24 protein-coding genes are annotated in these 24,698 nt (G+C 62.2%); 14 read left to right on the plus strand and 10 right to left on the minus strand.

Annotation, left to right across the window (positions count from 1 at the left end):
* The first annotated feature begins 33 nt into the window (after window positions 1–33).
* The 3 genes from GKR99_11520 (at window position 34) to GKR99_11530 (ending at window position 6,315) form a co-directional block, all read left to right on the plus strand.
* Window positions 34–1,827, plus strand: a complete 1,794-nt coding sequence (locus GKR99_11520) for a sensor histidine kinase (protein ID NKB28139.1) — start codon at window positions 34–36, stop codon at window positions 1,825–1,827.
* Between the two features lie 20 nt (window positions 1,828–1,847).
* Complete coding sequence (locus GKR99_11525) at window positions 1,848–3,179, plus strand: response regulator (GenBank protein ID NKB28140.1); 1,332 nt, start codon at window positions 1,848–1,850, stop codon at window positions 3,177–3,179.
* Between the two features lie 469 nt (window positions 3,180–3,648).
* On the plus strand, window positions 3,649–6,315 hold the full coding sequence (locus GKR99_11530; protein NKB28141.1) for an Rne/Rng family ribonuclease: 2,667 nt from the start codon (window positions 3,649–3,651) through the stop codon (window positions 6,313–6,315).
* Between the two features lie 4 nt (window positions 6,316–6,319).
* Here GKR99_11530 and GKR99_11535 read toward each other — a convergent pair whose 3' ends face one another.
* A complete protein-coding gene (locus GKR99_11535) occupies window positions 6,320–6,550 on the minus strand; it encodes a preprotein translocase subunit TatB (GenBank protein ID NKB28142.1) in 231 nt (76 codons plus the stop codon).
* 158 nt (window positions 6,551–6,708) lie between these two features.
* On the opposite strand from GKR99_11535, the gene GKR99_11540 reads away from it, so the two are divergent.
* Complete coding sequence (locus tag GKR99_11540) at window positions 6,709–7,461, plus strand: cytochrome c biogenesis protein CcdA (GenBank protein ID NKB28143.1); 753 nt, start codon at window positions 6,709–6,711, stop codon at window positions 7,459–7,461.
* A gap of 142 nt (window positions 7,462–7,603) precedes the next feature.
* Here the strand turns inward: GKR99_11540 and GKR99_11545 are convergent, their stop codons facing one another.
* From GKR99_11545 to GKR99_11555, 3 genes are all read right to left on the minus strand, one after another.
* The gene (locus tag GKR99_11545; protein NKB28144.1) at window positions 7,604–9,115 is read right to left on the minus strand and encodes an anthranilate synthase component I; all 1,512 of its coding nucleotides are present in this window, start codon (window positions 9,113–9,115) and stop codon (window positions 7,604–7,606) included.
* A 6-nt stretch (window positions 9,116–9,121) separates the two neighbouring features.
* Complete coding sequence (locus GKR99_11550) at window positions 9,122–11,026, minus strand: peptidylprolyl isomerase (GenBank protein ID NKB28145.1); 1,905 nt, start codon at window positions 11,024–11,026, stop codon at window positions 9,122–9,124.
* 88 nt (window positions 11,027–11,114) lie between these two features.
* On the minus strand, window positions 11,115–12,293 hold the full coding sequence (locus GKR99_11555; GenBank protein ID NKB28146.1) for an aminotransferase: 1,179 nt from the start codon (window positions 12,291–12,293) through the stop codon (window positions 11,115–11,117).
* A gap of 275 nt (window positions 12,294–12,568) precedes the next feature.
* Between GKR99_11555 and GKR99_11560 the strand changes: the two genes are divergently transcribed.
* Entirely contained in the window at window positions 12,569–12,706 is a 138-nt protein-coding gene (locus GKR99_11560; GenBank protein ID NKB28147.1) for a hypothetical protein, read from the plus strand.
* 65 nt (window positions 12,707–12,771) lie between these two features.
* On the opposite strand, the gene GKR99_11565 is transcribed toward GKR99_11560, so the two are convergent.
* Window positions 12,772–14,943, minus strand: a complete 2,172-nt coding sequence (locus GKR99_11565; protein ID NKB28148.1) for a hypothetical protein — start codon at window positions 14,941–14,943, stop codon at window positions 12,772–12,774.
* Window positions 14,944–15,189: 246 nt separating this feature from the next.
* On the opposite strand from GKR99_11565, the gene GKR99_11570 reads away from it, so the two are divergent.
* The 3 genes from GKR99_11570 to rpiB all read left to right on the plus strand — a co-directional run bounded on the left by GKR99_11570 (window position 15,190) and on the right by rpiB (window position 16,628).
* Complete coding sequence (locus GKR99_11570) at window positions 15,190–15,624, plus strand: CBS domain-containing protein (protein NKB28149.1); 435 nt, start codon at window positions 15,190–15,192, stop codon at window positions 15,622–15,624.
* Between the two features lie 66 nt (window positions 15,625–15,690).
* Entirely contained in the window at window positions 15,691–16,188 is a 498-nt protein-coding gene (gene coaD, locus GKR99_11575) for a pantetheine-phosphate adenylyltransferase (protein NKB28150.1), read from the plus strand.
* Window positions 16,188–16,628 carry a ribose 5-phosphate isomerase B gene (gene rpiB, locus GKR99_11580; GenBank protein ID NKB28151.1) on the plus strand — a complete coding sequence of 147 codons (441 nt, stop codon included), beginning with the start codon at window positions 16,188–16,190 and terminating at the stop codon, window positions 16,626–16,628. The genes coaD and rpiB overlap by 1 nt, the downstream gene beginning before the upstream one ends.
* Window positions 16,629–16,854: 226 nt before the next feature.
* Here the strand turns inward: rpiB and gap are convergent, their stop codons facing one another.
* Entirely contained in the window at window positions 16,855–17,856 is a 1,002-nt protein-coding gene (gap, locus tag GKR99_11585; protein ID NKB28152.1) for a type I glyceraldehyde-3-phosphate dehydrogenase, read from the minus strand.
* Window positions 17,857–17,922: 66 nt separating this feature from the next.
* Window positions 17,923–18,063: a glyceraldehyde-3-phosphate dehydrogenase gene (locus GKR99_11590; protein ID NKB28153.1), complete on the minus strand. Its 141-nt coding sequence runs from the start codon at window positions 18,061–18,063 to the stop codon at window positions 17,923–17,925.
* 153 nt (window positions 18,064–18,216) lie between these two features.
* Between GKR99_11590 and GKR99_11595 the strand changes: the two genes are divergently transcribed.
* From GKR99_11595 to GKR99_11610, 4 genes are all read left to right on the plus strand, one after another.
* A complete protein-coding gene (locus GKR99_11595) occupies window positions 18,217–18,519 on the plus strand; it encodes a hypothetical protein (protein NKB28154.1) in 303 nt (100 codons plus the stop codon).
* 136 nt (window positions 18,520–18,655) lie between these two features.
* A complete protein-coding gene (locus tag GKR99_11600) occupies window positions 18,656–18,988 on the plus strand; it encodes a hypothetical protein (protein NKB28155.1) in 333 nt (110 codons plus the stop codon).
* A 131-nt stretch (window positions 18,989–19,119) separates the two neighbouring features.
* A complete protein-coding gene (locus tag GKR99_11605) occupies window positions 19,120–19,476 on the plus strand; it encodes a DoxX family membrane protein (protein NKB28156.1) in 357 nt (118 codons plus the stop codon).
* 75 nt (window positions 19,477–19,551) lie between these two features.
* Window positions 19,552–19,881, plus strand: a complete 330-nt coding sequence (locus GKR99_11610) for a hypothetical protein (protein NKB28157.1) — start codon at window positions 19,552–19,554, stop codon at window positions 19,879–19,881.
* Between the two features lie 81 nt (window positions 19,882–19,962).
* On the opposite strand, the gene tkt is transcribed toward GKR99_11610, so the two are convergent.
* A complete protein-coding gene (gene tkt, locus GKR99_11615; GenBank protein ID NKB28158.1) occupies window positions 19,963–21,978 on the minus strand; it encodes a transketolase in 2,016 nt (671 codons plus the stop codon).
* Window positions 21,979–22,179: 201 nt separating this feature from the next.
* Between tkt and GKR99_11620 the strand changes: the two genes are divergently transcribed.
* On the plus strand, window positions 22,180–23,220 hold the full coding sequence (locus GKR99_11620; protein NKB28159.1) for a hypothetical protein: 1,041 nt from the start codon (window positions 22,180–22,182) through the stop codon (window positions 23,218–23,220).
* The gene (gene zapA / locus GKR99_11625) at window positions 23,220–23,615 is read left to right on the plus strand and encodes a cell division protein ZapA (protein ID NKB28160.1); all 396 of its coding nucleotides are present in this window, start codon (window positions 23,220–23,222) and stop codon (window positions 23,613–23,615) included. The genes GKR99_11620 and zapA overlap by 1 nt, the downstream gene beginning before the upstream one ends.
* A 241-nt stretch (window positions 23,616–23,856) precedes the next feature.
* Here the strand turns inward: zapA and grxD are convergent, their stop codons facing one another.
* Both grxD and GKR99_11635 read right to left on the minus strand, forming a co-directional pair.
* Entirely contained in the window at window positions 23,857–24,216 is a 360-nt protein-coding gene (gene grxD, locus GKR99_11630) for a Grx4 family monothiol glutaredoxin (protein ID NKB28161.1), read from the minus strand.
* A gap of 222 nt (window positions 24,217–24,438) precedes the next feature.
* A complete protein-coding gene (locus GKR99_11635; protein ID NKB28162.1) occupies window positions 24,439–24,681 on the minus strand; it encodes a BolA/IbaG family iron-sulfur metabolism protein in 243 nt (80 codons plus the stop codon).
* Window positions 24,682–24,698 lie beyond the last annotated feature (17 nt).

Consider the following 24,698-nt stretch of genomic DNA (forward strand, 5'->3'; position numbering starts at 1 on the left):
GTGATCCGGGCGCAGGCCCTATCTTGCACCGACATGGCTGAAACCAGCGCCCCCGCCCGGTCAGAGGCTGCGCCCAAGCGCGCGGCCCGCCGCAAATCGCTCCGCAAGGGGCTCAGCTGGCGTGCGCGGGCGGCTTTCCTGATTGTTGTGGTCATGGCGATCGCGGTGGTCTGGTTCACAAATTCACTGCTGACCGAACGCTTTACCGAAAACACGCGGTCACGCGCGCACGTCCGGCTGGCGCTCTATTCCGGCAACATGCTGAGTGAGCTTCAGCGCGCCTCGATCGTACCACTGCTGCTGTCGCGCGATCCGTCGCTGATCGGGGCGCTGAACTCGGCAGATTATTCGCAATCGACCCAGCGCCTGATTTCGTACCGAGAGGAGATTGAGGCCGCATCGCTGATGCTTCTGGATGCGTCTGGCCGGGTCGTGGCGGCGACGGACCGCACGTTGCTAGGATCCCTCCACCGCAGCGCGCCCTACTTTATTGAGGCTTTGCGCGCCTCGGGCACAGTTTTCACGACTTTCAAACAGGACAGCGGCGCACGCGTGTTCAGCTATACCCGCAAGATCGAAGCGGGCGGGGAAACCGCAGGTGTCATCGTCGTCGGGGTGGATCTGGCCAAGTTTGAATCGTCCTGGGCCGGGTTCTCGGACGCGGTTCTGGTGACCGATAGTGAAGGCGAGATCATTCTGGCCACTGAAAGCCGCTGGCGCGGCCTGACCGAGGAGGACGCGCTGGCCGTGCGCTCGGCCCCATCGGCCATTCAGCGCGCGATCCAGGCTACCGCCGAATGGGCGGCCTTGCCCATCGGGGCCTATCTTCAGGGTGATTCGGTGATGCGCCAGGAAGCGCGCATTCCGTTCCAGGGCTGGCGGATGGCCAGCTTCACCACCTATGCGGGCGTGCGCGAACGCGTGAACGGTGTCATCGCGCTAGAGATTATGGGATTTGCCATCCTGCTGGCACTGGCGCTGTACCTGACGACCCGCAAAGCGGTGCTGCGATCGCGGTTTTTCCAGCGCGAGTCGGCAGAGCTTCGCCAGTTGAACCAGGCCCTACAGCGGGAAGTTGCCGAGCGGCAGCGGGCGGAAAAGCACCTGGAAGTGGCCGAACAGACGGTGGCGCAAACCTCAAAACTCGCCGCTTTGGGCGAGATGTCGGCGGCTGTCAGTCACGAGTTGAACCAGCCACTGGCGGCGATGAAGACCTATATCGCCGGCGCCAAGCTGTTGTTGAACCGCAAGCGCCCGGAAGAGGCGATGTCATCCTTCAACCGGGTCGATGATCTGATTGAACGCATGGGCGCAATCACCAAGCAGTTGAAGAGCTATGCGCGCAAGGGCGAAGAGGCGGTCGAGCCTTTGGATGCAAGGGCTTCTGTCAGTACGGCGGTCTCGCTGATGGAACCGCAGCTTAGGAAACGCGACATTGCGATCACCACCACTTTGCCGCGTGAAGCGGTGATGGTGATGGCGGATCGTATCCGGTTGGAACAAGTGCTCATCAACCTCTTGCGCAATGCGCTGGACGCCACCAAATCCATAGACACGCCCGAAATTCATGTGCTTTTGAATGCCGGGGAAGATGCGGTTTTGACAGTGCGCGATAACGGCGGCGGAATCGAGGATCTGGAAGCCCTGTTCGAGCCATTTTACACTACCAAGGCCCCCGGCGACGGCGTCGGTCTGGGGCTTGCCATCTCCTCGTCTATCGTGAACGACTTGGGTGGAAGGCTGACAGCAAGAAACGGTCGGGACGGTGGGGCAGTGTTCGAGGTCAGATTGCCGCTTCTGGATCGTGTTCAGGTCGCGGCCGAGTAGAATTCTTAACGGAGGGACCAATGGGTCAAGCCATGAAAATCGCCATCGTCGATGACGAACAGGATATGCGCCAGTCGATCAGCCAGTGGCTGGCCCTCAGCGGGTTCGACACGGTGACCTACGCCAGCGCCGAAGATGCGTTGAAGAACGTCGGGCAGGATTGGCCCGGTGTCGTGGTCAGCGATATCCGCATGCCCGGCATGGACGGCATGGCCTTCCTGAAACGCCTGATGAGTGTTGATTCAGCGCTGCCCGTCATCATGATCACCGGCCACGGCGACGTGCCCATGGCGGTCGAGGCGATGCGCGTCGGCGCCTATGATTTCCTCGAAAAGCCATTCAACCCGGATCGGATGACCGAACTGGCCAAGAAGGCGACGTCGAACCGCCGCTTGACGCTGGATAACCGTGCGCTGCGTCGCGAACTGTCCGATGGCACCGGGCTGATGAAAAAGCTGGTTGGTTCGTCGCCGGTGATGGAGCGGTTGCGCGAAGACATTCTTGATCTGGGGCAGGCCGATGGCCACGTACTGATCGAGGGTGAGACCGGCACCGGCAAGACCCTGGTGGCCCATGCGCTGCATGCAGTCGGGGCGAAGTCCGGTAAGAAGTTCGTGATATTCTCCTGCGCGTCCATGGACGAGGCTGATCTGTCCGCCCGCCTGTTCGGCCCGATGGAAAATGGCGAAGCGCAGCCGCTGCTGGAAGAAGCCCGTGGCGGAACGCTGGTGCTGGAAGACATTGACGCGCTGCCCAAGGCGCTGCAGGCGCGGCTGCTGACCTGGATCAACGATCAGGGCACCCCGGCCGAAACCCGCATTGTCGGCATCAGCAACCTGCAGGAACAGGGCAAAAGCAGCGAAGATGTGCTGCGGCCGGACCTCTACTATCGCCTGGCCGCGATGAAGATCGTGCTGCCGCCGCTACGCTCGCGCGGGGAAGACGTGCTGACGCTGTTCACCCGGTTTTCCGAACAGTTCAGCGAAGAATACGGCTGTGATGCGCCCGAGGTTTCGGCGCAGGAGGCGGCGCAGCTGTTGCAGGCCCCGTGGCCCGGCAATATCCGCCAGCTGGTCAATGTGGCCGAACGTGCTGTGCTGCAAAACCGGCGTGGCAGCGGCACAATCGCCAGCCTGCTGATGGCCGAAAGCGACGACTCTGAACCGGCAATGACGACCGAGGGCAAACCGCTGAAAGAATACGTCGAAGCGTTCGAGCGGATGCTGATCGACAACACGATGCGGCGCCACAAGGGATCCATCGTCGGCGTGATGGAAGAATTATGCCTGCCGCGCCGTACCTTGAACGAGAAGATGGCCAAATACGGATTGATGCGCGGCGACTACCTATAGCCGCGACAGGCGTCGCCCGGAGTCCCTTAAACCGGGCGCCGGGCGCGCGCCAGCGCCCGGTCTGGGCTGTAACTTCATCCGTCTTCGTCGCTTTCCCCATTGTCATTTGACGTCAGCCCCCATTATGGTCCGCCTATCAGGTTTCGGCCTGAGTTTGGTTTCGCTGTATTTGAGGATGTGCCGGGCATAGCGCCCCACTGGCTCAGAACAGAAAGATCGGCCGCAAGGCCAAATACGAACGCCCGCGGCTGGCAACTGTCACTGTGGGATTGGAAATCGACGCTGTGCCAATCCGGTTCGCGTCGGGAAAGAAACGCAATGAAACGCGACGCGTCGATCACACAGAGGGGGGTGGCCACAGATGCCGCCGGGCCCCGCGTGACGACCCAGCGCATTGCCCGAAACAGACACCTTACCCGTTCCTGCGCCCCCCGGGGGCCGGATTGCGGCGAAGGTGCATTGGAATATCATGGCAAAGAAGATGCTTATTGACGCCACCCATGCGGAGGAAACCCGCGTCGTGGTGGTTGACGGAAACAAGGTCGAAGAATTCGACTTTGAATCGGAAAACAAACGCCAGCTTGCTGGCAACATCTACCTCGCAAAAGTAACGCGCGTCGAACCGTCGCTTCAGGCGGCATTCGTCGACTATGGCGGCAACCGCCACGGTTTCCTTGCGTTCAGCGAAATCCACCCGGATTACTATCAGATCCCTGTCGCGGATCGCGAGGCCCTGCTGGCCGAGGAAATGGAGTTTGCCAAAGAGCAGGCGGAAGAAGACGAAAAGCCCAAAAAGGCCACGCGCTCGCGCCGGGGCAGGGGGCGCGGCAAGGCTGCTGCGGCCAAGACCGATGACGCCGTTGTCACGGCCGAGGTTGAGGAACCCGCAAACGACGACACGAATGCCGAAGGCAATGACGTCGCCGAAGCCGTCGCACCCGCAACAGACGCCCAATCCGAAGCGGATGAGATGGCAAAGGCGCAAACCGCCGAAGTCATCGCCGACATCCCTGGCATGGACGTCGTCGATCTGGAAGGCGAGGCTGCACCAGAAGACGATACCGCCGATGATGCCTCCGAAAATGACGGCACCGAAGCACCTGACGAAGACGAACCCGTCAATGCCGCCGCCCGTGACGAGAATGTCGAAAGCGTCGGTGATGACGTCACCGAAGAGGTCCGCGCCCCGCGCCGACAGCGCGCCCGCAAATACAAGATTCAAGAGGTTATCAAGGTCCGCCAGATCCTGCTGGTTCAGGTCGTCAAGGAAGAACGCGGCAACAAGGGCGCGGCGCTGACAACCTACCTCAGCCTTGCCGGTCGCTACTGCGTGCTGATGCCCAACACCGCGCGCGGCGGCGGGATTTCCCGCAAGATCACCAACGCCCCCGACCGCAAGAAACTCAAAGAAATCGCCAGCGAAATTGACGTGCCCAAGGGCGCGGGGCTGATCATTCGTACGGCGGGGTCGCAACGCACCCGGACCGAGATCAAACGCGATTATGAATACCTGCAACGCCTGTGGGAGCAGATCCGCGAACTGACCCTGAAATCGACGGCGCCGACGCAGATTTACGAAGAAGGCAACCTGATCAAACGCTCGATCCGCGACCTCTATAATCGTGAGATTGACGAGGTTCTGGTCGAAGGGGCCGAAGGCTATAAGATGGCCAAGGACTTCATGAAGATGATCATGCCGTCCCACGCCAAGAACGTGAAACTCTACGCCGATCCGCAGCCGCTGTTTGCGCGCTATCAAGTCGAAACCTACCTGGGTGCGATGTTCAACCCGACGGTGCAGCTGCCCTCGGGCGGGTATATTGTGATTGGGGTGACCGAAGCGCTGGTGGCGATTGACGTCAACTCGGGCAGGGCGACCAAGGAAGGGTCGATTGAGCAGACCGCGCTCAAGACCAACCTGGAAGCTTCGGACGAAGTGGCGCGCCAGTTGCGCCTGCGTGACCTCGCCGGGCTGATCGTCATCGACTATATCGACATGGACGAGCGTAAGAATAACACCGCCGTCGAAAAGCGTTTCAAGGACAAGCTCAAGACCGACCGCGCCCGCATTCAGGTGGGCCGGATCAGCGCCTTTGGCCTGCTTGAGATGTCGCGCCAGCGTCTGCGCCCCGGCATGATCGAGGCGACAACCCAGCCCTGTTCGCATTGCCACGGCACCGGGTTGCTGCGCAGTGACGACAGCCTGTCGCTGGCCATCCTGCGCCAGCTTGAAGAAGAAGGCGTGCGCCGTCGTTCGCGCGAGGTACTGGTCAAAGCACCGGTCGCCTTCGCCAACTATCTGATGAACCAGAAGCGCGAGCATGTGGCCCAGATCGAAGTCCGTTATGGCATGGCCGTTCGCATCGAAGGCGACCCGGCGCTGGTCAGCCCGGATTTCTCGGTCGAGAAGTTCAAGACCGCAACGCGCAATGTCAAAGCGGTCAGCGCGGCGGTTGTGTCGGTCGATGCCTCGCTGATGGATGACTTCGACGATGCGGTCGACCTGGTCGCCGACGAAGCCTCCGCAGCGCCTGGTGCGCCCGATGAACCGTCAGCCGAAGAAGGCCAGCCCAAGAAACGCCGCCGCCGTCGGCGCCGGGGACGCGGCCGTGGCAACTCGGGCGAGAACCGGGATGGTGACGCTTCAGGCAATGACAACCGTGACAGCAACGCCCGCCAACAGGCCGGGGATGCGGCGCAGTCAGCCGACGGCGATGCCAAACCCGCCGAAGCTGCGGAGGGTGCAGAAGGCGGCGATGCGCCCGCTGACGAAGCGCCCAAGAAGCGCACGGCGACACGCAGCCGGTCGCGCGCCGCAAAGCCAAAAGCCAACGGAGCGGCGGCGGCTGATGTAACCCAGGGTGATGGCGACATCGCTGTGGCCGCGCCATCCGAAGCCCCCGCAGCGGAAACCCCTGAAGCGGAAGCCCCCGCGCCGGAAGCAGACGTGGCCGAGAAGCCCAAGCGCAAGACCCGCAGCCGTGCCAAGAAGGCAGCGGAGCCCGAAGTTACGGCAGACGCGGCAGATGCGGCCGCCACGGAACAAGCCGCCGAAGTCGCCGCAGCACCGGTGGCCAAGGTTGCCGCCGACGACTCCAAACCCAAGCGCAAGGGCTGGTGGTCGCTGGGGCGCTAAGCCCTCAGCCGGATTTCCGTATGAAGAAGGTGTTGATCGTCCCCTCGGGGACGGTCGCAATCAAGGCATGCCCGGCTTCGGCACAGAAATGCGGCACGTCAATCACCGCCGCCGGATCATCCGATTGCAGACGCAGCACCGAACGCGGCGCCATTGCGCCAAGACGTTTGCGTGCACGCAGAACGGGCAGGGGGCACAGCAGGCCAATCGCATCGCAGGTGTCGTCATAATCCATTGCATTCCCATATCGCAGGGCACCGCCGAACCATACCCCCCCAAACACATCCCGGCGTCGTGATGTTACAACACCGCCACCGCATCGTGACAATGCGTTGAGTGACGCGGCGGCCACCCTGTCATATGTCTCGGGCAGGCCAATCCGGGGACCGTATCATGTTCGGTATAGAAATCATCGACGCCTCACTTCTGCCCGCCATGCTGGTGGCGCTTGTGGCGGGGCTGCTGAGTTTCCTCAGCCCATGCGTGCTGCCCATCGTGCCGCCCTATCTGGCCTATATGGGCGGGATCAGCCTGAACGAGATGCAGGCCGAAGGGTCGGGCCGACGCAAGGCCATCACCTCGGCCGTGTTCTTTGTTCTTGGCCTGTCGACGGTGTTCTTACTGCTGGGCTTTACGGCGTCGGCGTTCGGGGCGTTCTTTTTGCAGAATCAGGTCTGGTTTTCCCGCGCCTCGGGCGTGGTCATCATCATTTTCGGGCTGCATTTCCTGTCGATCTGGCGGATCGGCTTTCTGGATCGTGAGGCTCGTCTGGATGCAGGCAACCGGGGCGGATCGTCTTTCGGGGCCTATGTCCTGGGCCTGGCCTTCGCCTTCGGGTGGACGCCCTGCATCGGGCCGCAACTGGGCGCGATCCTGTCGCTTGCGGCGAGCGAGCAAAACGTCACGCGCGGCACTGCCCTATTGGCGGTCTATGCGCTTGGCCTGGGCATCCCGTTCCTGCTGGCAGCCATGTTCATCCAGCGCGCCATGGGCGTGATGAACCGCCTGAAACGCCACATGGGAACGATCGAAAAGGCCATGGGCGCATTGCTGATCCTTGTCGGCATCGCTTTGCTGACCGGGGCATTCACCCGGTTCAGCTGGTGGCTGTTGGAGGTGTTCCCGGCGCTGAGTTATCTGGGCTAACGCACGATCCTGACTATCCAAAATGGAACCGGAAGTGCGCGGGGGGGGGCGAGGTGGGCGCATTTGCGCAAGTTGACGGCAAACGCCCCCCGATAAATGGCACACTTACACGGGGTGCCTCGCCCGCCCGCCGGACTGCTGATCAGCGATTGCGCCCTTGGGCAAAGCGCCCGGCCTCGGCCGCGGCGCGGCGGATTGCCTGGCTTTTGTTGACGGTTTCCTGAAACTCCGCCTCGGGGTCGCTGTCCCAGACCACGCCGCCACCGGCCTGGATGTACAATGTCTCGTCCTGCACCACTGCTGTACGCAGCGCGATACACATATCCATATCGCCACCGGCGCTGAAATAGCCGACGCCGCCGCCGTAAACGCCGCGCTTTTCGGGCTCCAGTTCGTCGATGATCTGCATCGCCCTGACCTTGGGTGCGCCCGAAACGGTGCCCGCAGGCAGACCGGCAAGCAAGGCGGACAGGGCGTCGTGGTCTTCCGAAAGCTCTCCGACGACGTTACTGACGATGTGCATGACATGAGAGTATCGTTCGACGATAAATTCCTCGGTCGGGTGAACAGTGCCGATTTTTGCCACCCGGCCCACATCATTGCGCCCCAGATCCAGCAGCATCAGGTGTTCGGCCAGCTCTTTTTCATCCGACAACAGGTCGGCTTCCAGGGCGCGGTCTTCTTCCGGGGTGGCGCCGCGCTTGCGGGTGCCGGCGATGGGGCGGATCGTCACCTCGCCATCCATGGTGCGCACCAGAATCTCGGGGCTGGCCCCGATGACCTGAAAGCCGCCGAAATTGAAGTAGAACATGAAAGGTGACGGGTTCGTGCGGCGTAACGAACGATAGAGCGTGAACGGCGGCAGGCTGAAGTCCTGCGCCCAGCGTTGGGACGGGACCACCTGAAAGATATCACCGGCGCGGATATAGTCCCGCGCCTTGTCCACAGCGGCCAGGTAATCGGGTTTGGCAAAATTTGACACCGGCGCGGCTTCGGCTGCGGCCTGACCCAGATCCCGCGTTTCGGTGAAAGCGGCGCGTTCCAGATCGCGCACCGCGTCCATCACCCGTTCCGCGGCCTGCGCATAAGCCGAACGCGCCGACAACCCGCCCGAGGCCCAGGCCGGGGCGACGACGATAACCTCGCCCTTTACGCCGTCCAGCACCGCAATGACCGACGGGCGCAGCATGATCGCATCGGGCAGGCCCAGCGGATCAGGGTTCACATCAGGCAGATGTTCAACCAGCCGGATCATGTCATAGCCAAGATATCCGAACAGGCCCGCGCTGGCAGGTGGCAGACCTTCGGGAATGTCGATCCGGCTTTCCGCGATCAGGGCGCGCAGGGCGGTCAGGGGGTCGTCGTCGCAATCCTGCCACTGGTCACGTTCGAACCGGGCCTGCCGGTTGATGCGGCTTTCGGTGCCGCGACATTCCCAGACCAGATCGGGTTTCATGCCGATGATCGAATAGCGCCCGCGCACTTCGCCGCCGGTGACACTTTCCAGGATGAACGAGTCCGCGCGCGCCTCGGCCAGTTTCAGCATCAGCGATACCGGCGTGTCGAGGTCGGCCGCCAGCCGGGTCCAGACCAACTGGTTCGCGCCGGTTTTCCAGGCGGCCTCAAAATCCTCGAAACTGGGGGTCAGGGCCATCGGCGGTCAGGGAAACTGAGCGTGAACAGCGCTGATGGCATGCTGGTTGATCGTGATGCCGGCCTGGTTCTGCACCGAATTGGTGAAGGCCGTCAGCATGTCGATGGCCATTGATTCCGCCGTCTGCCGGGCAAAGCCATCTTTCAGCGCAGTCGCCTCGACGTCTGCGTCGTCGGGTTCCTTGATCGCGTCCAGACGCACCGCAATGACGGTGCCGTCGCCCGAAGGGATGCTGACCACGTCGCCCGGCACCTCCATCGAAAAGACGGTTTCGACCAGCGCGGTGCTGCCGCCTTCGATGAAACCATCGCGCAGAAGATCGGTTTCGGGGGTTGAAGAGGCACCAAACGGCCCGGCGTCGCCCAATTCTTCAGAACCGCCACCGCCAACCCGGTTGATCGCAGGCAGATCATCAACAGCGGGGGCAACCGGCAGGTTGGCAATCTGCTCTGCCAGGCGTTTTTCGGTTTCGGCGTTTTCCCAATCCTGAATGACCTGTTCTTTCACCTCATCCAGCGGGCGCAGGGTGGGGGGGATCAGGGCGTCCAGGCGTAGGGCGAACAGGCTGCCGTCGGGGGCCTGGATCACCTCGGGGAAGTCGCCCTCCTGCACGGCGGCCGCGGCTTCGCGGAATTCGGCAAAGGCGGCGATGTCGTCGCTGGACGCGGGCGTCCAGTCGAGTGTGCCAAGCTCCATCTTCGCTTCGGCGGCCAGTTCTTCCAGCGTCGCGCCCCCGGCCAGCAGATCGTCGATCGGGTCAACCTCATCCTCGATCTGGCGGCGGGCGGTGTCGATGGCATATTCGTCCAGCAGGTCCTGGCGCACATCCTCGAACGTGGTTTCCTGCGCGGTCAGGATGGCGTTCACCCGGAACAGGGCTGGGCCAAGATCGGTGTCGACCGGCCCGGCAATACCAGGATTGTCGAGTGCGAATACAACCGCGCCCGCGTTGCCGAGTTCGTCTTCTGAGGGGTCGCCGAAATCGACGTCATCCAGTTCCAGGCCGCGTTCGGCCACAAGATCTTCAAACTCCGCCTCGCCCGCGTCCAGCCGGGCGCGAGCCGCGTCTGCGGCGCCCTGATCGGGATAGACCAGACGTTCGACAAGCCGGCGTTCCGGGCGGACGTACTCTTCGATCCGATCATCATACATGGCGCGCAGGGCGTCTTCGTCGGCTGCAATCGTATCCACCAGCATATCCGGCGACAGCCACACATAGGTCAGCTGTTTGGTTTCCGGGTTGGTATAGTCTTCCGGGTTCGCCTCGTAATGTGCCAGAAGATCCGCGTCGGAGGGTTCGGCAACGGGGGCGGTCAGATCAGCTGCGCCAAGCCTTGCCCAGGTGAAATCGCGACGCTCGCGCGCATAGGAAAACAACGTGTCGGTAAAGGTCGCGGGCGTTTGTGCTCCGCCCAGCACGGCGCTTTGTAGGATCGCGCGCGACGCCTCGGCGCGGATGATGTCTTCAAACTCGCTTACGCTGGAACCGTTCTGGCGCAGGCGCGCCTCATAGGTTGTGCGGTCGAATGCCCCGTCGAGACCTTGAAACCCCGGAATTTCGCGCACCCGGCGACCCACTTCGGTGTCGCCAACTGACAGGCCGATGGCGCTGGCCTCGTTGTCGATGGCAGCGTCGGCCACCAGCCGCTGTAAGACCCGCCGGTCGATGCCGAATGCCTGTGCCTGAGCCATTGGAAAGACCTGACCGGTCTGCGATTGCAGCACGTTCAATTCGCTTTGCAAGGCGCGGGCATAGTCGTTCACGGTGATCTCGGATTCACCGACTTTGCCAACCGCCTGGTTCGAGCCGCCAAAGTTCGTCACGCTGAAACCGGCCAGACCGACGATCAGCAGAATGAGGATGATCCAGACGACGATATTGCTCGCCTTTTTGCCTGCGGATTTTGCCATGCGGTGCGCTGCCTTCTGCGGTGGTTTTGTCGTCCGGGGACGGGGCTGTCTAAGCCAGCAGGATCAGGGGGGCAAGGCCGCGCAGGCCTCAGCCGGTCACAGATTGAAGCCGGTCCATCAGCGTCGATATTCCGGCGCGGTCGATGTTGGCAAACGCGATGCGCATTTCGCGCGCGCCTGCGGGGTCATCGGCGGGGCGAAACATGGTTCCCGGCAGGGCCAAGATGCCCGCGTCGCGGACCAGCCGTTTCGCAAGCGCGTCGGATCGGTCGTCAAACGGGTGTTCGGCATAGGCGAAATAGGCGCCGCAGCCCTTCAGCGTCCAGCCCGACAGGCGTGGGAAATTTTCTGCGATCGCGGCGCGCCGGTCCAGGATTTCCGCCCGTTCCCCGGCCAGCCATTGCGTCAGGTTCCGCATCCCCCAAAGCGCTGCACGCTGGCCCAGTTGCGGCGGGCAGATCGCCACAGTGTCGAGGAATTTTTCAACCTCGCCCAAGCGCGCACGAGAGGCGACCATCGCCCCGACCCGGTGGCCCGTCAGACGGTACGCCTTGGAGAAGGAATAGAGCTGGATCAGCGTGTCATCCCAATCGGGATCGCGGAACAGATCATGCGGCGCGCCGCTGCGGCTGTCAAAATCGCGGTAGGTTTCATCGACGATCAGCGCTAGACCATGCGCACGCGCCAGATCGCGAAACGCGTTCAGCGTGTCGGCTGGATATTCCGCACCCGTTGGGTTGTTCGGCGTCACCAGAACGATCGCGCGGGTGCGATCGCTGATCAGCGCGGCGGCAGAGGTCGCATCCGGCACCATATTCGCGCCGCAGGGCAGCGGCACAGCGCGCACCCCGGCCATGTCGCACCACATTTTGTGATTGAAATACCAAGGGGTTGGCAGGATCACCTCGTCCCCGGCGGCGGCCAGTGTCGCAAGTGCTGCGCAGAACGCCTGATTACAGCCCGAGGTTATGGCGACGTTCTCGGCATGCAGGTCCCCGCCATAGGCCGCAGACCATTGGCTGGCGACCTCTGCGCGCAAATCGGGCAGGCCCAGAACCGGCCCATAGAGGTGCGCGGACGCATCGGTCAGGATCGCGTCGGCCATTGCGGCGCGCAGCGGTTCGGGCGGCGGGTCAACCGGGGCGGCCTGGCTGACGTTCAGCAGGGGGCGTTCGGGCGGAAAAGTTGCACCGTCCAGCCAGCGCCGCGCCTCCATCACAGGGGGCGGGTCAGTGGCGGCAAGGGCGGGGGCAAGCGGGCGTGTCATGCTGCGCGAGATTAGTTATTTTCGCAGGCGTGTCGATTGCGAATATCGCGGTCTGACTCTCCATGCGGCAGGGGTGGGCATTTGAAGTGATCCAAACGCAAACCGGTCGCCTTACTGGCTTCAATTCAGGCGGTTAAGCCACGCGATCTAACGTTCCTCGCAGCCCATAAAGTCATCGCATCGCCGGATTGCGCAGGCATCAGTAGGGCCATTCGGTCGGAAGGGTGATGTTGTGCACAACGCCCTCCTCCTGCGCGGTGCACGACAGGCCGCCGATGCTGCTGACCCTGGCTGATTGTGTTGAAAAACTCCGAAATCAGAGCGTCGCGGATTTCTTGCGAAAACCTATGAAGCGAAATAGTCGGAAAGCTTTGACCACGAGACAGCGCATGGCTGCGCGTGAGCGCATGTAGGCGATTTGGGCCGACCCCCGCGCCAAAAATTTAGGATCGGGCTGCATGGAAAGAAAAATCATCGTTCAGGCCCTAAAACGGAGTTTTTCAACACAATCGGCCGAAAGCCGCATCTTGCCGCCAAAATACAGCCCCATCCAGTCGGCCTTGTAGATGCCCACACGCGGTCCGGCGGTCTGATACTTGTTCCATTCCTTGATCATCCAGGGAAACCCGTACCAGTTCACTTGCAGCGACGTTGCGATGGTCACGCTTTCGCCGGGTGCCATCGCGACGTCCAGCGGGAAGGACGCGCCCTTATACAGCGATCCGATCACATCCTGCGCTGGCAGATCAATCGAACGCGCTGGCTGGGTGCCGATCCACCAACGCTGGGCCGGAAATGACTTGCTGACAGAGTTCGCGATACTCAGCCCGCATTGCCCGTCCCAATAAAGGTGTTCCGGGCGCGGTGCGACATTGGTGCGGGTCACCTTGACCTGCACATAGGGCAAGGTGGTTTCTGCCCCCGGCGCCGGGCGCGCAATGACCGTGGGCGGCAGGCACAACGGTTCAGACCCGTGGCGATGCGCCTCCTTCTCGTCGACGCAGCCGGGCATATCGCTGGTGCGCTTCAACTCGTCAGCGAAATGCGACAACCCGGCGCGCAGGGCGTCTTCGCAGGGACCGATGCAGGGCACGCCGGTGCGAGATTCGATTTCCGCGACCGCCAGTTCAACGGCATAGTCGACGCCCTTGTCTATCAACTCGTTGTAATTCGGGATCGTTGGCGGCAGGCCTAGGGCCGAGGCTCCGGCGGCAACGGCCACGTCGGCCACGCCTTCGCAGAACGCCTCGATATCGCTTTCATTGGCCAGTTCGGCCAGCGCTTTGCATTGCAGCCCGAAGGGCGTGTAATCCATGATGATATCGCTGGCCAGTTCCAGCAACGATTCATAAGCCCCGCCCAGCCAGTCAAAGCTGTCCAGCGCCCAGTTGGCGAAGTCTTCCAGGCTTTCGACGCGGGTTCCCTCGCCGCGATATGGTGCCGGGCAGAACTCCTTCCCGATCGGGTACAGGTCTTTCCCGATCGGGTACAGGTCTTTGTGAATGTCGCTGATGAACGGGCTGACGCCTTCGAATTTGTGCCCGGCGACCACGACGCAGCCCCAGCGACCTTCGTCATAGAAATCGGGAAGTTTGAAATCCGTGATCTCGACCTCGAACAGGTCCAGAGGGCTGGTGTCGAATTCGATGAAGGTGAAGTCAGGCGGGGCCGGTTCGTTTGCGCCGTACAGCACCTGAATCGGATTGGTGGGCAACGCGCCGAAATCCGAGCCGATCAATTGGCGCAGCGGGATTACCCGGACATAGACGTTCGACAGGTAATCGAAGGGCGAGTTTGCCACCGCCGCGTCCAGATCGACGCGGAAAGTCTGCTTACCGCCGGACACCAGGCCAAAGTCCAGCAATCCGGTGAATTTTGCGTCATTGGCGTTGCCCTGAAACGCCGGAAAGGGGCGGTCGCTGACCTGCCACATGCCCGCCTTGGCCCAGGGAATGGCCGTCAGATTGGACAGAAACTGTTCGGACTTGGCGTTGCCGGGCGTTACCTTCATCGGCGCGTCCGTGGCGACATCACAGCCCGAGGTCTGGCACCAGAACAGCTCCGCCCCTTTGGCGAAGAATTTCAGCGGAATGATCGGCACAAACGGTTCGTCCGCGGGCTTGCTGCCGGGACTGACCACGCTGACCAGCGGGCGCGGCGCGGGCCGCGGAGAGGTCGTGGGCGCGGTCTTCGGGGCCTGCGGCGAGGGGGTCTCGGCCTGTTGCGGCGCAGGCACCTTTGGAATGGGTTTGGGCGTCGGTTGTGGCTGCGGGGCGGGGGCCGGTTGCGGGGCGGGGGCCGGTTGCGGCGCGGGTTCCGCGACACGCTTGACGCAAAGGATCGACCCGAAGGCTTGGCACTGCGGTCCGTTGCACAGCATCCCGTCACCGAAAATCACCGATTGCACGCCGCGCGCCCCGGCGCGGGGGTCGTGCTGGAATGTCTGGGCCCGGTCAAATCCGTTCTGGGTACAAAATAGATCGGCGGCTGGCTGGCCGCAGGGGCCGTTTTGATGTTTGCACCAGTTCAGCGTCACACCGCGCACGGTCGGCGGCTGGAAATTTCGGGGCTCGGTGGCGGCGATTGCCAGGGTCGGGACCAGCAGAATCCCAAGCGTTAGGGCGGTCAGAAAGCGGCTGAGTGGGGGCATGGCGATACTCTCGCGTTGTTTTGGGTGCTGCCTGTATGTCTGCAACCATACCACAATCGTTCAATTTTCAGAAGGTTGCGCCCCTGGGTGACCGGGGGTGGTCCGGGAATGACCCGGATAGCCCGGGGAATCGCGCCCGAATGGCCGGCGTCGGGGCCGCCCCTGACCCCACACATCGCGCGTGACTTGACAGGACACGGGCATGGCGGCGACCTTGGTGGCAGAACCGCGCGAAAGGAATGCCACATGCTCGTCCGCCAGATTCTGAATGCCAAGCCTGAAGGAAACGTCCTGACCCTGCCGCCCGGCACCAGTGTGCCCGATGCTGTGGCCCTGCTGTCATCGAAAAAGATCGGTGCCGTCATCATCTCTCCGGATGGGGAACAAGCGCTGGGGATCCTGTCTGAACGCGACATCGTGCGCGAGTTGGGCAAACGCGGCACCGGCTGTCTGACAGACACGGTGGACGATCTGATGACCCGAAACCTGCAAAGCTGTACCAGCAGTTCGACCGCTGACGAGGTTCTGGCCCAGATGACAGACGGGCGTTTCCGCCACCTGCCGGTGATCGAAGATGGCAAGATGATCGGGCTTATTTCGATCGGGGACGTGGTCAAGGCCCGCCTGAGTGAGCTTTCCATGGAACGCGATGCGCTGGCCGATATGGTGATGGGCCACTAGGGCTTGCAAATCGCGGTGCGATCAGGTTGCGTCACGCCCACCTGAAACGCGCCGAAAGGGACGCCCATGCGCATCGGCCTATACCCCGGCACGTTCGACCCGATCACGCTTGGGCACCTCGATATCATTCACCGCGCATCCACACTGGTGGACCGGTTGGTCATCGGGGTGGCGATCAACGAAGACAAGGGACCATTGTTCAACCTGGATGAACGGGTGGCCATGGTGCAGGCGGAATGCAAACGCATCACCGCTCAGACCGGGATGGAATGCCAGGTACACCCGTTCGACAATCTGCTGATCGATTGCGCCCGCGATGTCGGGGCCAGCATGATCGTGCGCGGCCTGCGCGCTGTGGCGGACTTCGAATACGAATACCAGATGGTCGGGATGAACCGCGCGCTGGATGACGGGATCGAGACGGTGTTTCTGATGGCGGACGCCGAATATCAGGCGATCGCCTCGAAACTGGTGAAAGAGATTGCGCGGCTGGGCGGCGATGTGTCCAAATTTGTGACAACGGACGTGCGCGCCGCACTGCATGCGAAATTGGTCAGCGGTTGATGCGCCGCCTCGTCCTGTCGAGCGACCACGCCGCAATTGACCTGCGCCAAGCCATCGCCGCCCACTGCACCGCGCTGGGGTGGCAGGTTGCGGATATCGGCCCAACCTCCGCCGAAAGCACACATTACCCGGCCCATGGCGAAGCTGCCGCGCGGCGTGTCGCCTCGGGCGATTGCCAATTGGGCATCATCCTGTGCGGCACCGGGCAGGGGATCATGATGGCGGCGAACAAGGTCCGGGGCATCCGCTACGGCGTCTGCGCCGACACGTTCTCGGCCCGGATGATCCGCCAGCACAATGACGCCAACATGCTGGCGCTTGGTGCGCGCGTCATCGGCGAAGGACTGGCGCTTGATATTGTCGAGGCGTTCCTGAGCGCCGATTTCGAAGGCGGACGGCACGCAACCCGGGTGGACATGATCGCCGCGCTGGAAGGCTGAGCGCGATTCGGATTGCATGACGCGCGCGGTCGGTCGTGCAAAGCCGCATCTGGGGATGACAAAGGCTCCACTACCGTGAAGATCCGGCCCGTCGCACACCGTGCCCGCACCAAAAGACACTCGCCCCAGGATGTGAAAACGGCGCCCTGAAGATTCCAGGACGCCGTCAAATATCGGATCATTCGCGCCTGATCACGCCCCTTCGGGGATGACCCTGCGCCGCCCGTTACATCAGTTTGCCCATGGCAACCGCCGTATCGGACATCCGGTTCGAGAAGCCCCATTCATTGTCATACCAGGTCAGAATACGCACGAAATTGCCCGGCAGCACTTTGGTTTGTTCGCTCGCGAAGTTCGAGCTTTCGGGATCGTGGTTGAAGTCGCTGGAAACCAGCGGTTCATTGGTATACCCCAGAACGCCCTTCAGACGCCCCTCCGACGCCTCTTTCATCGCGTTGTTCACATCGTCCACGGTGACCGATTTCTTCAGCACCACCTTCAGATCGACGCAGGAAACATTTGGCGTCGGCACCCGCACGGAGGCACCATCAAGGATACCGTCAAGTTCCGGCAGCACCAGACCCAGCGCACGGGCCGCCCCGGTCGAGGTCGGGATCATGTTCGCCGCCGCTGCGCGCGCGCGATAGAGGTCCTTGTGCATCGTATCCAGCGTTGGCTGATCGCCGGTATAGCTGTGGATCGTGGTCATGAAGCCGGTGGTGATCCCGAATTCGTTGTTCAGAACCTGCGCAACCGGGGCCAGACAGTTGGTGGTGCAGGACCCGTTCGAAACGACAAGATCGTCACCCGTCAGCGTGTCGTCATTGACGCCGAATACGATGGTCTTGTCCGCACCCGCTCCGGGGGCCGAGATCAGCACCCGGCTGGCGCCGTTTTCCAGATGCACCGCTGCCTTGTCGCGCGCCGTGAAAATGCCGGTGCATTCCAGCACGATATCGACATGGCCCCAGGGCAGCTCGGTGGGGTTGCGGATCGCGGAGACCTCCATCGGGCCACGGCCCACGTCGATTGTCGTCTCGGTCGTGGTGACGGTTGCGGGGAACCGCCCGTGAACCGAGTCGTAACGCAGAAGATGCGCATTGGTTTCCACCGGGCCAAGGTCGTTGATCGCGACCACCTCGATATCCTTGCGACCGTTTTCGATGATGGCACGCAGCACATTGCGGCCAATACGGCCAAATCCGTTGATGGCGACTTTGACGGCCATGGGAAGACTCCTTCGTTGATGCTTGGCAATGCGATACCGCCACGCCGGGGGGAAAGGCAACCGCCGCTATCGCCAGAAGGCGACCCATTCGATCAAAGCCAGGAATTGGCGGGCCAGAAACAGGGTCGCGCCATAGCCCATGACATAGTCAAGGATCAGCGCAAGCAGGATCAGAAGTGCAAGCCATATGGCGACGCGGTTGGTCAGGGGTCTGCCTTTCGATTTCGGGCAAGTTTGCCATGACCGCCGGGCCTGCGCCAGCGGACGAAACGAAAGTTTTGAACCATTCGCACCGTCATCACGACAAGCAGTCACGCACGCAGCTTTGCGGGCGCCTTAACCAGTCAAGGAGACTTACCAGTGAAGACGTTTACCCTCCCCGCAGTATCAGCAATCGGTCTTGTGGCATCGCAGCTTGCGCCAACTCAGGCTGCGGCCTTCGACACATTCGGCTGTTACGCCGACATTCACGATCAGTGTTACCTTCAGGAACCCAATTGCACGCCCGAGGAATACAATGACTTCCTCGCATGGTGCGACAACCCCGGTGTGGAAAACACAGGCCGTGGCATCGACGCCAAGGCGATGCCCGGTGGGCGCACACCGGCAACAAAGCGCATTGTCGCCACCAAGAACTTCCTGCTGAAGAAGCACGCGAAGTAAGGGCGGGGTCGGGGGCGGGCGAAAATCCGCCCCCCAGCATCATGGGGCCAGTGTCAGATTGAACGCAGCGGGCGGCCGACGCGACCAATTTCATACTGAGAGTGCCTGTAACGATTGATTGAAAAGGACCGTTCCCATGAAACTTCTGTCTCTGACCACCGCCTTAACCCTTGGCCTGACCGTCTTGGCAACCGCACCGACCCGCGCAGCACCTGATTCCCAGTTCGAATGCTATGTCGTCGTTCACGAAGGCTGCTTCAACGCGCAGGACGGCGAACCGCCGTGCTCCCAGGAAACATATGAGGCGTTCCTCGATGGCTGCGACGCCGAGGCGGAAGAGGCGAAATCCGCCGCCGTCAAAGGCTTCGGGCTTAGCACCCCGCGCGGATTGTCGCCTGACCAGCGCAGCAAATTTGCCAAGGTCAAACAGTTCATGATGCGCAAGGGGCATTTCAAAACCCAAAGGTAGAACCGACAGAGAACGACACATTCGCGCAAGCCCGCCGGGGTGCGGGCCTGCGCCTTGCCCCTGCGAACCCCCCGTGCACCCCCCCGCGCAATCCGCTGTTCTTTTCAGCGCAGCGGGCTAAATCCGTTCCCATGACCGATTTCATCACCTTCGTGGGGCGTTTTCTGTTGGCCGCCCTGTTTATCGGTGGGGCGGTGCAGAAAGCGCTCGACCCCATCCCGGCACAGGACTTGCTGGCGATGCAGGGCTGGCCCGTCTGGCTGATCTGGCCCGCGCTACTTTTCAACGCGGCGGGCGCGCTGGCGTTGATCCTGGGTGTCGCCCTCAGACCCGCCGCCGCGCTGGCGGCTTACTGCGCAGTGACCAGCCTGTTTCATTTCATTCCGGACGATCCCTGGCAGATGACGATCTTCGTCAAGAACTGGGCCATTTCCGGCGGCCTGCTGGTGCTGGCCGCGCAGGGCGGGGGCAGGTGGCAGTTGCGCTGATTGAACCGTCGCGCCGCGCCGCGCGACCAACGATTGCAAGACCCCATTGCCACAATGCGAACCGGAGGACTTCAGATGAAACCGCTTACCGCCATTCTTTGCCTCGGCCTTGGTGCCACGCTGGCCGGGCCCGCCACCGCCGTCCCTAGCGGCGGGACGCAGATCGAATGCTACTCTGATGTGCACGACGGCTGTTACCTGACCAAGCCCCATTGCACGCCCGATGAATACGAGGGCTTTCTGGACGACTGCGATGCGTTGGTCGACGCCGGCAGCATCGACAAGGCCCCGCCGCGCCCCGGCGTTGCCTATACCAACGGCACTGGCTTGCCGCGCATGGTGGCGCTGCAACTGAAACGCAAGCTGGTGCGCAAGTACCGCACCCGAGCGACTTTCGGCAACTGAGCTGCCAAAACGCGAAAGGCCGCGCCGCGATGAAACCGGCGCGGCCTTCTGGATCACAGAAAACCCTGGCGTGACCGGGGCTTACAGCAACCCGGTCACCTTCTGCGTTACCGCTTCGGCGGTGATCCCGAACTTCTCGAACAGCACGTCTGACGGGGCCGAAGCGCCGAAGCCTTCCATCCCGACAAAACCGGCCTTGGCCTCGCGCCCGCGCTCACCCAGCAGCCAGCGATCCCAGCCTTGCTGAACGCCAGCCTCGATCGCGACCCGCACAGCGCCTGCGGGCAGAACCCGGCGGCGAATGGTCTCATCCTGCTGGGCGAACAGCTCCATGCAGGGAACAGACACGACGCGGGTGCCGATGCCTTGTGCCTGCAACATGTCCCGCGCCTCCAGCGCGACCGAAACCTCGGACCCGGTCGCCATCAGAATGGCCTGCCGCTTGCCTTCGGATTCCGCCAGCACATAGGCGCCCTGCGCCGTCAGGTTGCGGGTCTTGTGGGCGACGCGAACGGTCGGCAGGCTTTGGCGCGACAGGGCCAGAACCGAAGGCGTGTCCTGCGCGGTCAGCGCCAGCTCCCATGCCTCGGCCGTTTCCACGGTGTCGGCGGGGCGGAAGACGTTCATGTTCGGTGTTGCGCGCAGCATTGCCAGATGTTCGACCGGCTGGTGCGTCGGCCCATCCTCGCCCAGGCCAATGGAATCATGCGTCATCACATAGACCACCGGCACGCCCATCAGCGATGACAGCCGCATCGCCCCGCGCGCATAATCCGTGAAGCACATGAACGTACCGCCATAGGCGCGGATCTGGCCGTGCAGCGCCATCCCGTTCTTCGCTGCTGCCATGCCATGTTCGCGCACACCGTAATGCAGATAGCGCCCCTTGCGGTTGTTCGGGTCAAACACGCCCAGATCCGAGGTCTTGGTATTGTTTGACCCCGTCAGATCGGCCGAGCCGCCGACGGTTTCGGGCATGATCGGGTTCACAACCTCCAGCACCATTTCGCTGGATTTGCGCGTTGCGACCTTCGGGCGATTCTCACTGGCCTGCTTTTTCAGTGCCCGGATCGTGCCCGACAGGCGCTTTGGCGCTTCCCCCGACAGGGTTCTGGCGAATTCCCGCTGACGGCCCGGCGACAGGGCATCGTGGCGGTCCTGCCACGCGGCGCGTGCCTCGGCACCGCGCGCGCCGATGGTTTCCCACCAGGATTTGATGTCATCCGGCACCTCGTAGGGGCCTGCCGTCCAGCCATAGGCGTCCTTGGTATCCTGCACGACCTTGGGGTCGGTCAGCGCGCCGTGGCCCTTGCCGGTATCCTGCGCCGCAGACCCCAGCGCGATATGCGTCTTGCACGCAATCATCGATGGTTTTCCAGCACCCTTGGCCGCGGTAATGGCCCGGTCGATATCTTCCGGATCGTGGCCGTCGCAGGCTTCGACATGCCAGCCCGCGGCGGCAAAACGTTTCTGCTGATCGGTGATGTCAGAGAGTGCGACGTTACCGTCAATCGTGATGCCATTGTCGTCGAACAGAACGATCAGCTTGCCCAGTTTCTGCATGCCCGCCAGGGCGATGGCCTCGTGGCTGATGCCTTCCATCAGGCAGCCATCACCGGCGATGCAATATGTGTGGTGATCCACGACTTTCTTGCCATATCGGGCGCGCAAAACCTCTTCCGCCATGGCGAAACCGACGGCGTTCGCGATGCCCTGACCCAGCGGCCCGGTGGTGGTTTCGATCCCCGACGCATGGCCAAATTCCGGGTGCCCGGCAGTGCGCGCGCCCCATTGGCGGAAATCCCGGATCTGCTGGATCGGCATTTCGCCATAGCCCGTCAGATGCAGCAGCGAATAGAGCAGCATCGAGCCGTGCCCCGCACTCAGAATAAACCGATCCCGGTCGGGCCAGTCCGGTCCGGCGGCGTCAAATTTCAGATGTTTTTCGAACAGCACCGTAGCCACATCGGCCATGCCCATCGGCATCCCGGAATGCCCGGAATTCGCGACCGCGACCGCGTCGAGGGTCAGCGCACGAATCGCCGCTGCGCGCATCCAGTGGTCCGGGTGCGTCTTTCTGAGGGTCTCTATGTCCATTGCGGGGCACTTCCTTTGGTCGGGGTGGCTTTTGGGGCTTGATAGCAGGCCAATGGGTGAGATCAAGCGCGCCTCATAAGCCTTTGTTCGCCAACAGGGGCTGCAATCCCGGCGTACTGCGATAAAATCGCCAAAACCCCGGTTGCACACGATTCGCAACTCGGTGCAAAAGCGGGGGGCAAAATTGTGGGGACAGCACAGATGGACGATATCCTGGCGCTCGAGGGCCGCATCACGGCGGCACTGGACCGGATCAAGCAAGGACTTCACACAGTCGATGGTTCTGCCATGCGTCAGCTGGAGGCGGCGCTGGAAGGTGAACGCGCCGCCAAGGAAGAGCTTGAGAACCGCCTGCGTGACATGCGCGGGTCGCAAGACAGCCGTGTCGATGACCTGCAGGAAGAATTGGAACGTCAGAAAAAGATGTTCGATACCGAGGTGGAGCGCCTGAAAGGCGTCATCGCCAAGCGGGAAGATGCGATTGATGCCGTGAAAGGCGACATGTCGGCGCTGCGCGATTCGGCGGCGCAACAGGATGCCGGGTCCGGCGCGCTGCGTGAAGAACTCGTGACCATGCAGAAAGAGCTTCAGCAGCAGGAAAACATCGCCGGAGAGCTTCGCGCCGAGATCGACAACCGCGACAATCAGCTGGCCAAGCTGCAAAAGCGCATCGACACGCGCGATGAAAAGCTGATCCAGGCGCATGATGAAATCCAGGCGCGCGAAGAGAAAATGGTCCGCATGGCCCAAGACCTCGAATCCCGCGAAGCCAGCGTTGTATCGTTGACCGAACGTCTGGCCACACGCGACGGGGAATTGTCGCGCCTTACCGCAGAGATCGAAGATAAGGATGGTAAGGGCGGGGAATTGCAGACAATTCTTGCATCTCGTGAGGCCGAGTTAGAGCATCTTCGGACCGAAAGTTCGGAACGCAGCGATGAACTTGGCGAACTGAAGGGCAAACTGGCAGCGCATGAACGTGAAAGCGGTCAGATGCGGGAAGCGCTTATTGCGCTGGACGGCGAACAGGAACGCCTGCGCGCGGTGATCGGAGCGCGTGATGCGCAGATCGGCCGGCTGAGCGACGGCGCCGGGTCAGCAGACGACGATGCCGAACTGCGGGCCGCGCTGGAGGCGCGCGACGCCGAGATTGCCGAGCTTAAGAAAGCCCGCGAAGCAGACCGCGCCGAAATGGACGCGGTCATGGAAGAACTTTCATCCCTGATCGGAGATACCGCCTGATGCCCGAAATTCAGATCATCATCGGCGGCCGCGAATTCGAAGTCGCCTGCCAGGAAGGTGAAGAACACTATCTGGAATCCGCCGCCCAGTTGCTGGACGGCGAAGCCTCGGTTCTGGCCAGCCAGATCGGCCGGATGCCTGAAAGCCGCATGTTGCTGATGGCCGGGCTGATGCTGGCTGACAAAACCGCCGGCATGGACGAACAGCTGCGCCAGGCCGAAGCGCGCCTGGGCGAGCAGGAGGCCGAGCTTGAAAACCTGCGCGGCCTGGCCGAGCAAGAGCCCGAACAAGTGGAAGTGCCCGTGGTGCCGCCCGAAGTCGTCTCTGGCCTGTCGCAGATTGCGGCGCGGACCGAAGAGCTTGCCGAAGCGATCGAGGCACGCGCCGCACAATAGCAACCTTCAGGAAGGCTGCTTCCGATCCCTGTGTAACGCGGACGCTGCATTTCACGTCGAAAACGGTCGGCGCGCGCGATGTAAAATCGCGCGGTACGTGGCTGCGAGCGATAGCTGGAGGGGCCAGCCCCTCCAGACCACCCCGGAGTATTTTCGGCGAAAAGACGGGCAAAAGCGCAGCTGAGACGACGACCGGCCCGGATTGGTTGCGACGCTTTGTTGTGCTGGTACGGGGTGACGCTCAGCTGTTGCTTTCGCGGATCTTGTCGGCGGCGTCCTTGTTATAGGCGACACCCTTGTCGTCGAACATCTGGTCCAGTTCACCCGACAGGGTCATCTCGGTGATGATGTCGCAGCCGCCGATGAATTCGCCCTTGACGTAAAGCTGTGGGACGGTGGGCCAGTCTGAATAATCCTTGATGCCCTGGCGCAACGCCTCATCCGCCAGAACATTCACATCGGCAAACTGAACGTCCATGTAGTTCAGAACACCCGCCACGCGGGACGAGAACCCGCATTGCGGCATTTCCTTGGTGCCCTTCATGAACAACACAACGTCGTTGCTGGTCACGGTCTCTTTGATCTGTGCTTCGGTTGTCATGTCTGTCTCCGTTTCCAGTCGCGGCGGCGCATTGAGCGTTCAATCCGCCAGTATCTGGGTCCGTATTTCAACAATTGCGGCGATGTGCAAAACACAATTCGCAGCGTTTCGATTGCATGCCCGAAAAGGTTCCACAATCGCAGCAGCGCCGAGGTTGGCAGATCGTCAATCATCCCCGCTTATCGCTGCCCCCTAGTCGAGAGAGTATCAATAACCCCCAGATCACTCAGGCACCTTTGTTGTCAGCGCCAGCGCGTGAAGCTCTCCGTTGGAGCCATCCATCTTGCCTTTCATCGCGGCATAGACGGCGCGCTGTTGCTGGACCCGGTTCTGGCCGCGAAAGCTTTCGTCGACCACCTCGGCGGCATAGTGGTTGCCGTCACCCGCCAGGTCGGTGATGGTGATCTGTGCGTCCGGGAAGGTTTCGCGCAGCAGGTCTTCGATATCGCGGGCGGCCATGGCCATGGGCGGGTCTCCTCAAT

The sequence above is a fragment of the Paracoccaceae bacterium genome (genome assembly GCA_012103375.1).
Lineage (GTDB): Bacteria > Pseudomonadota > Alphaproteobacteria > Rhodobacterales > Rhodobacteraceae > WLWX01.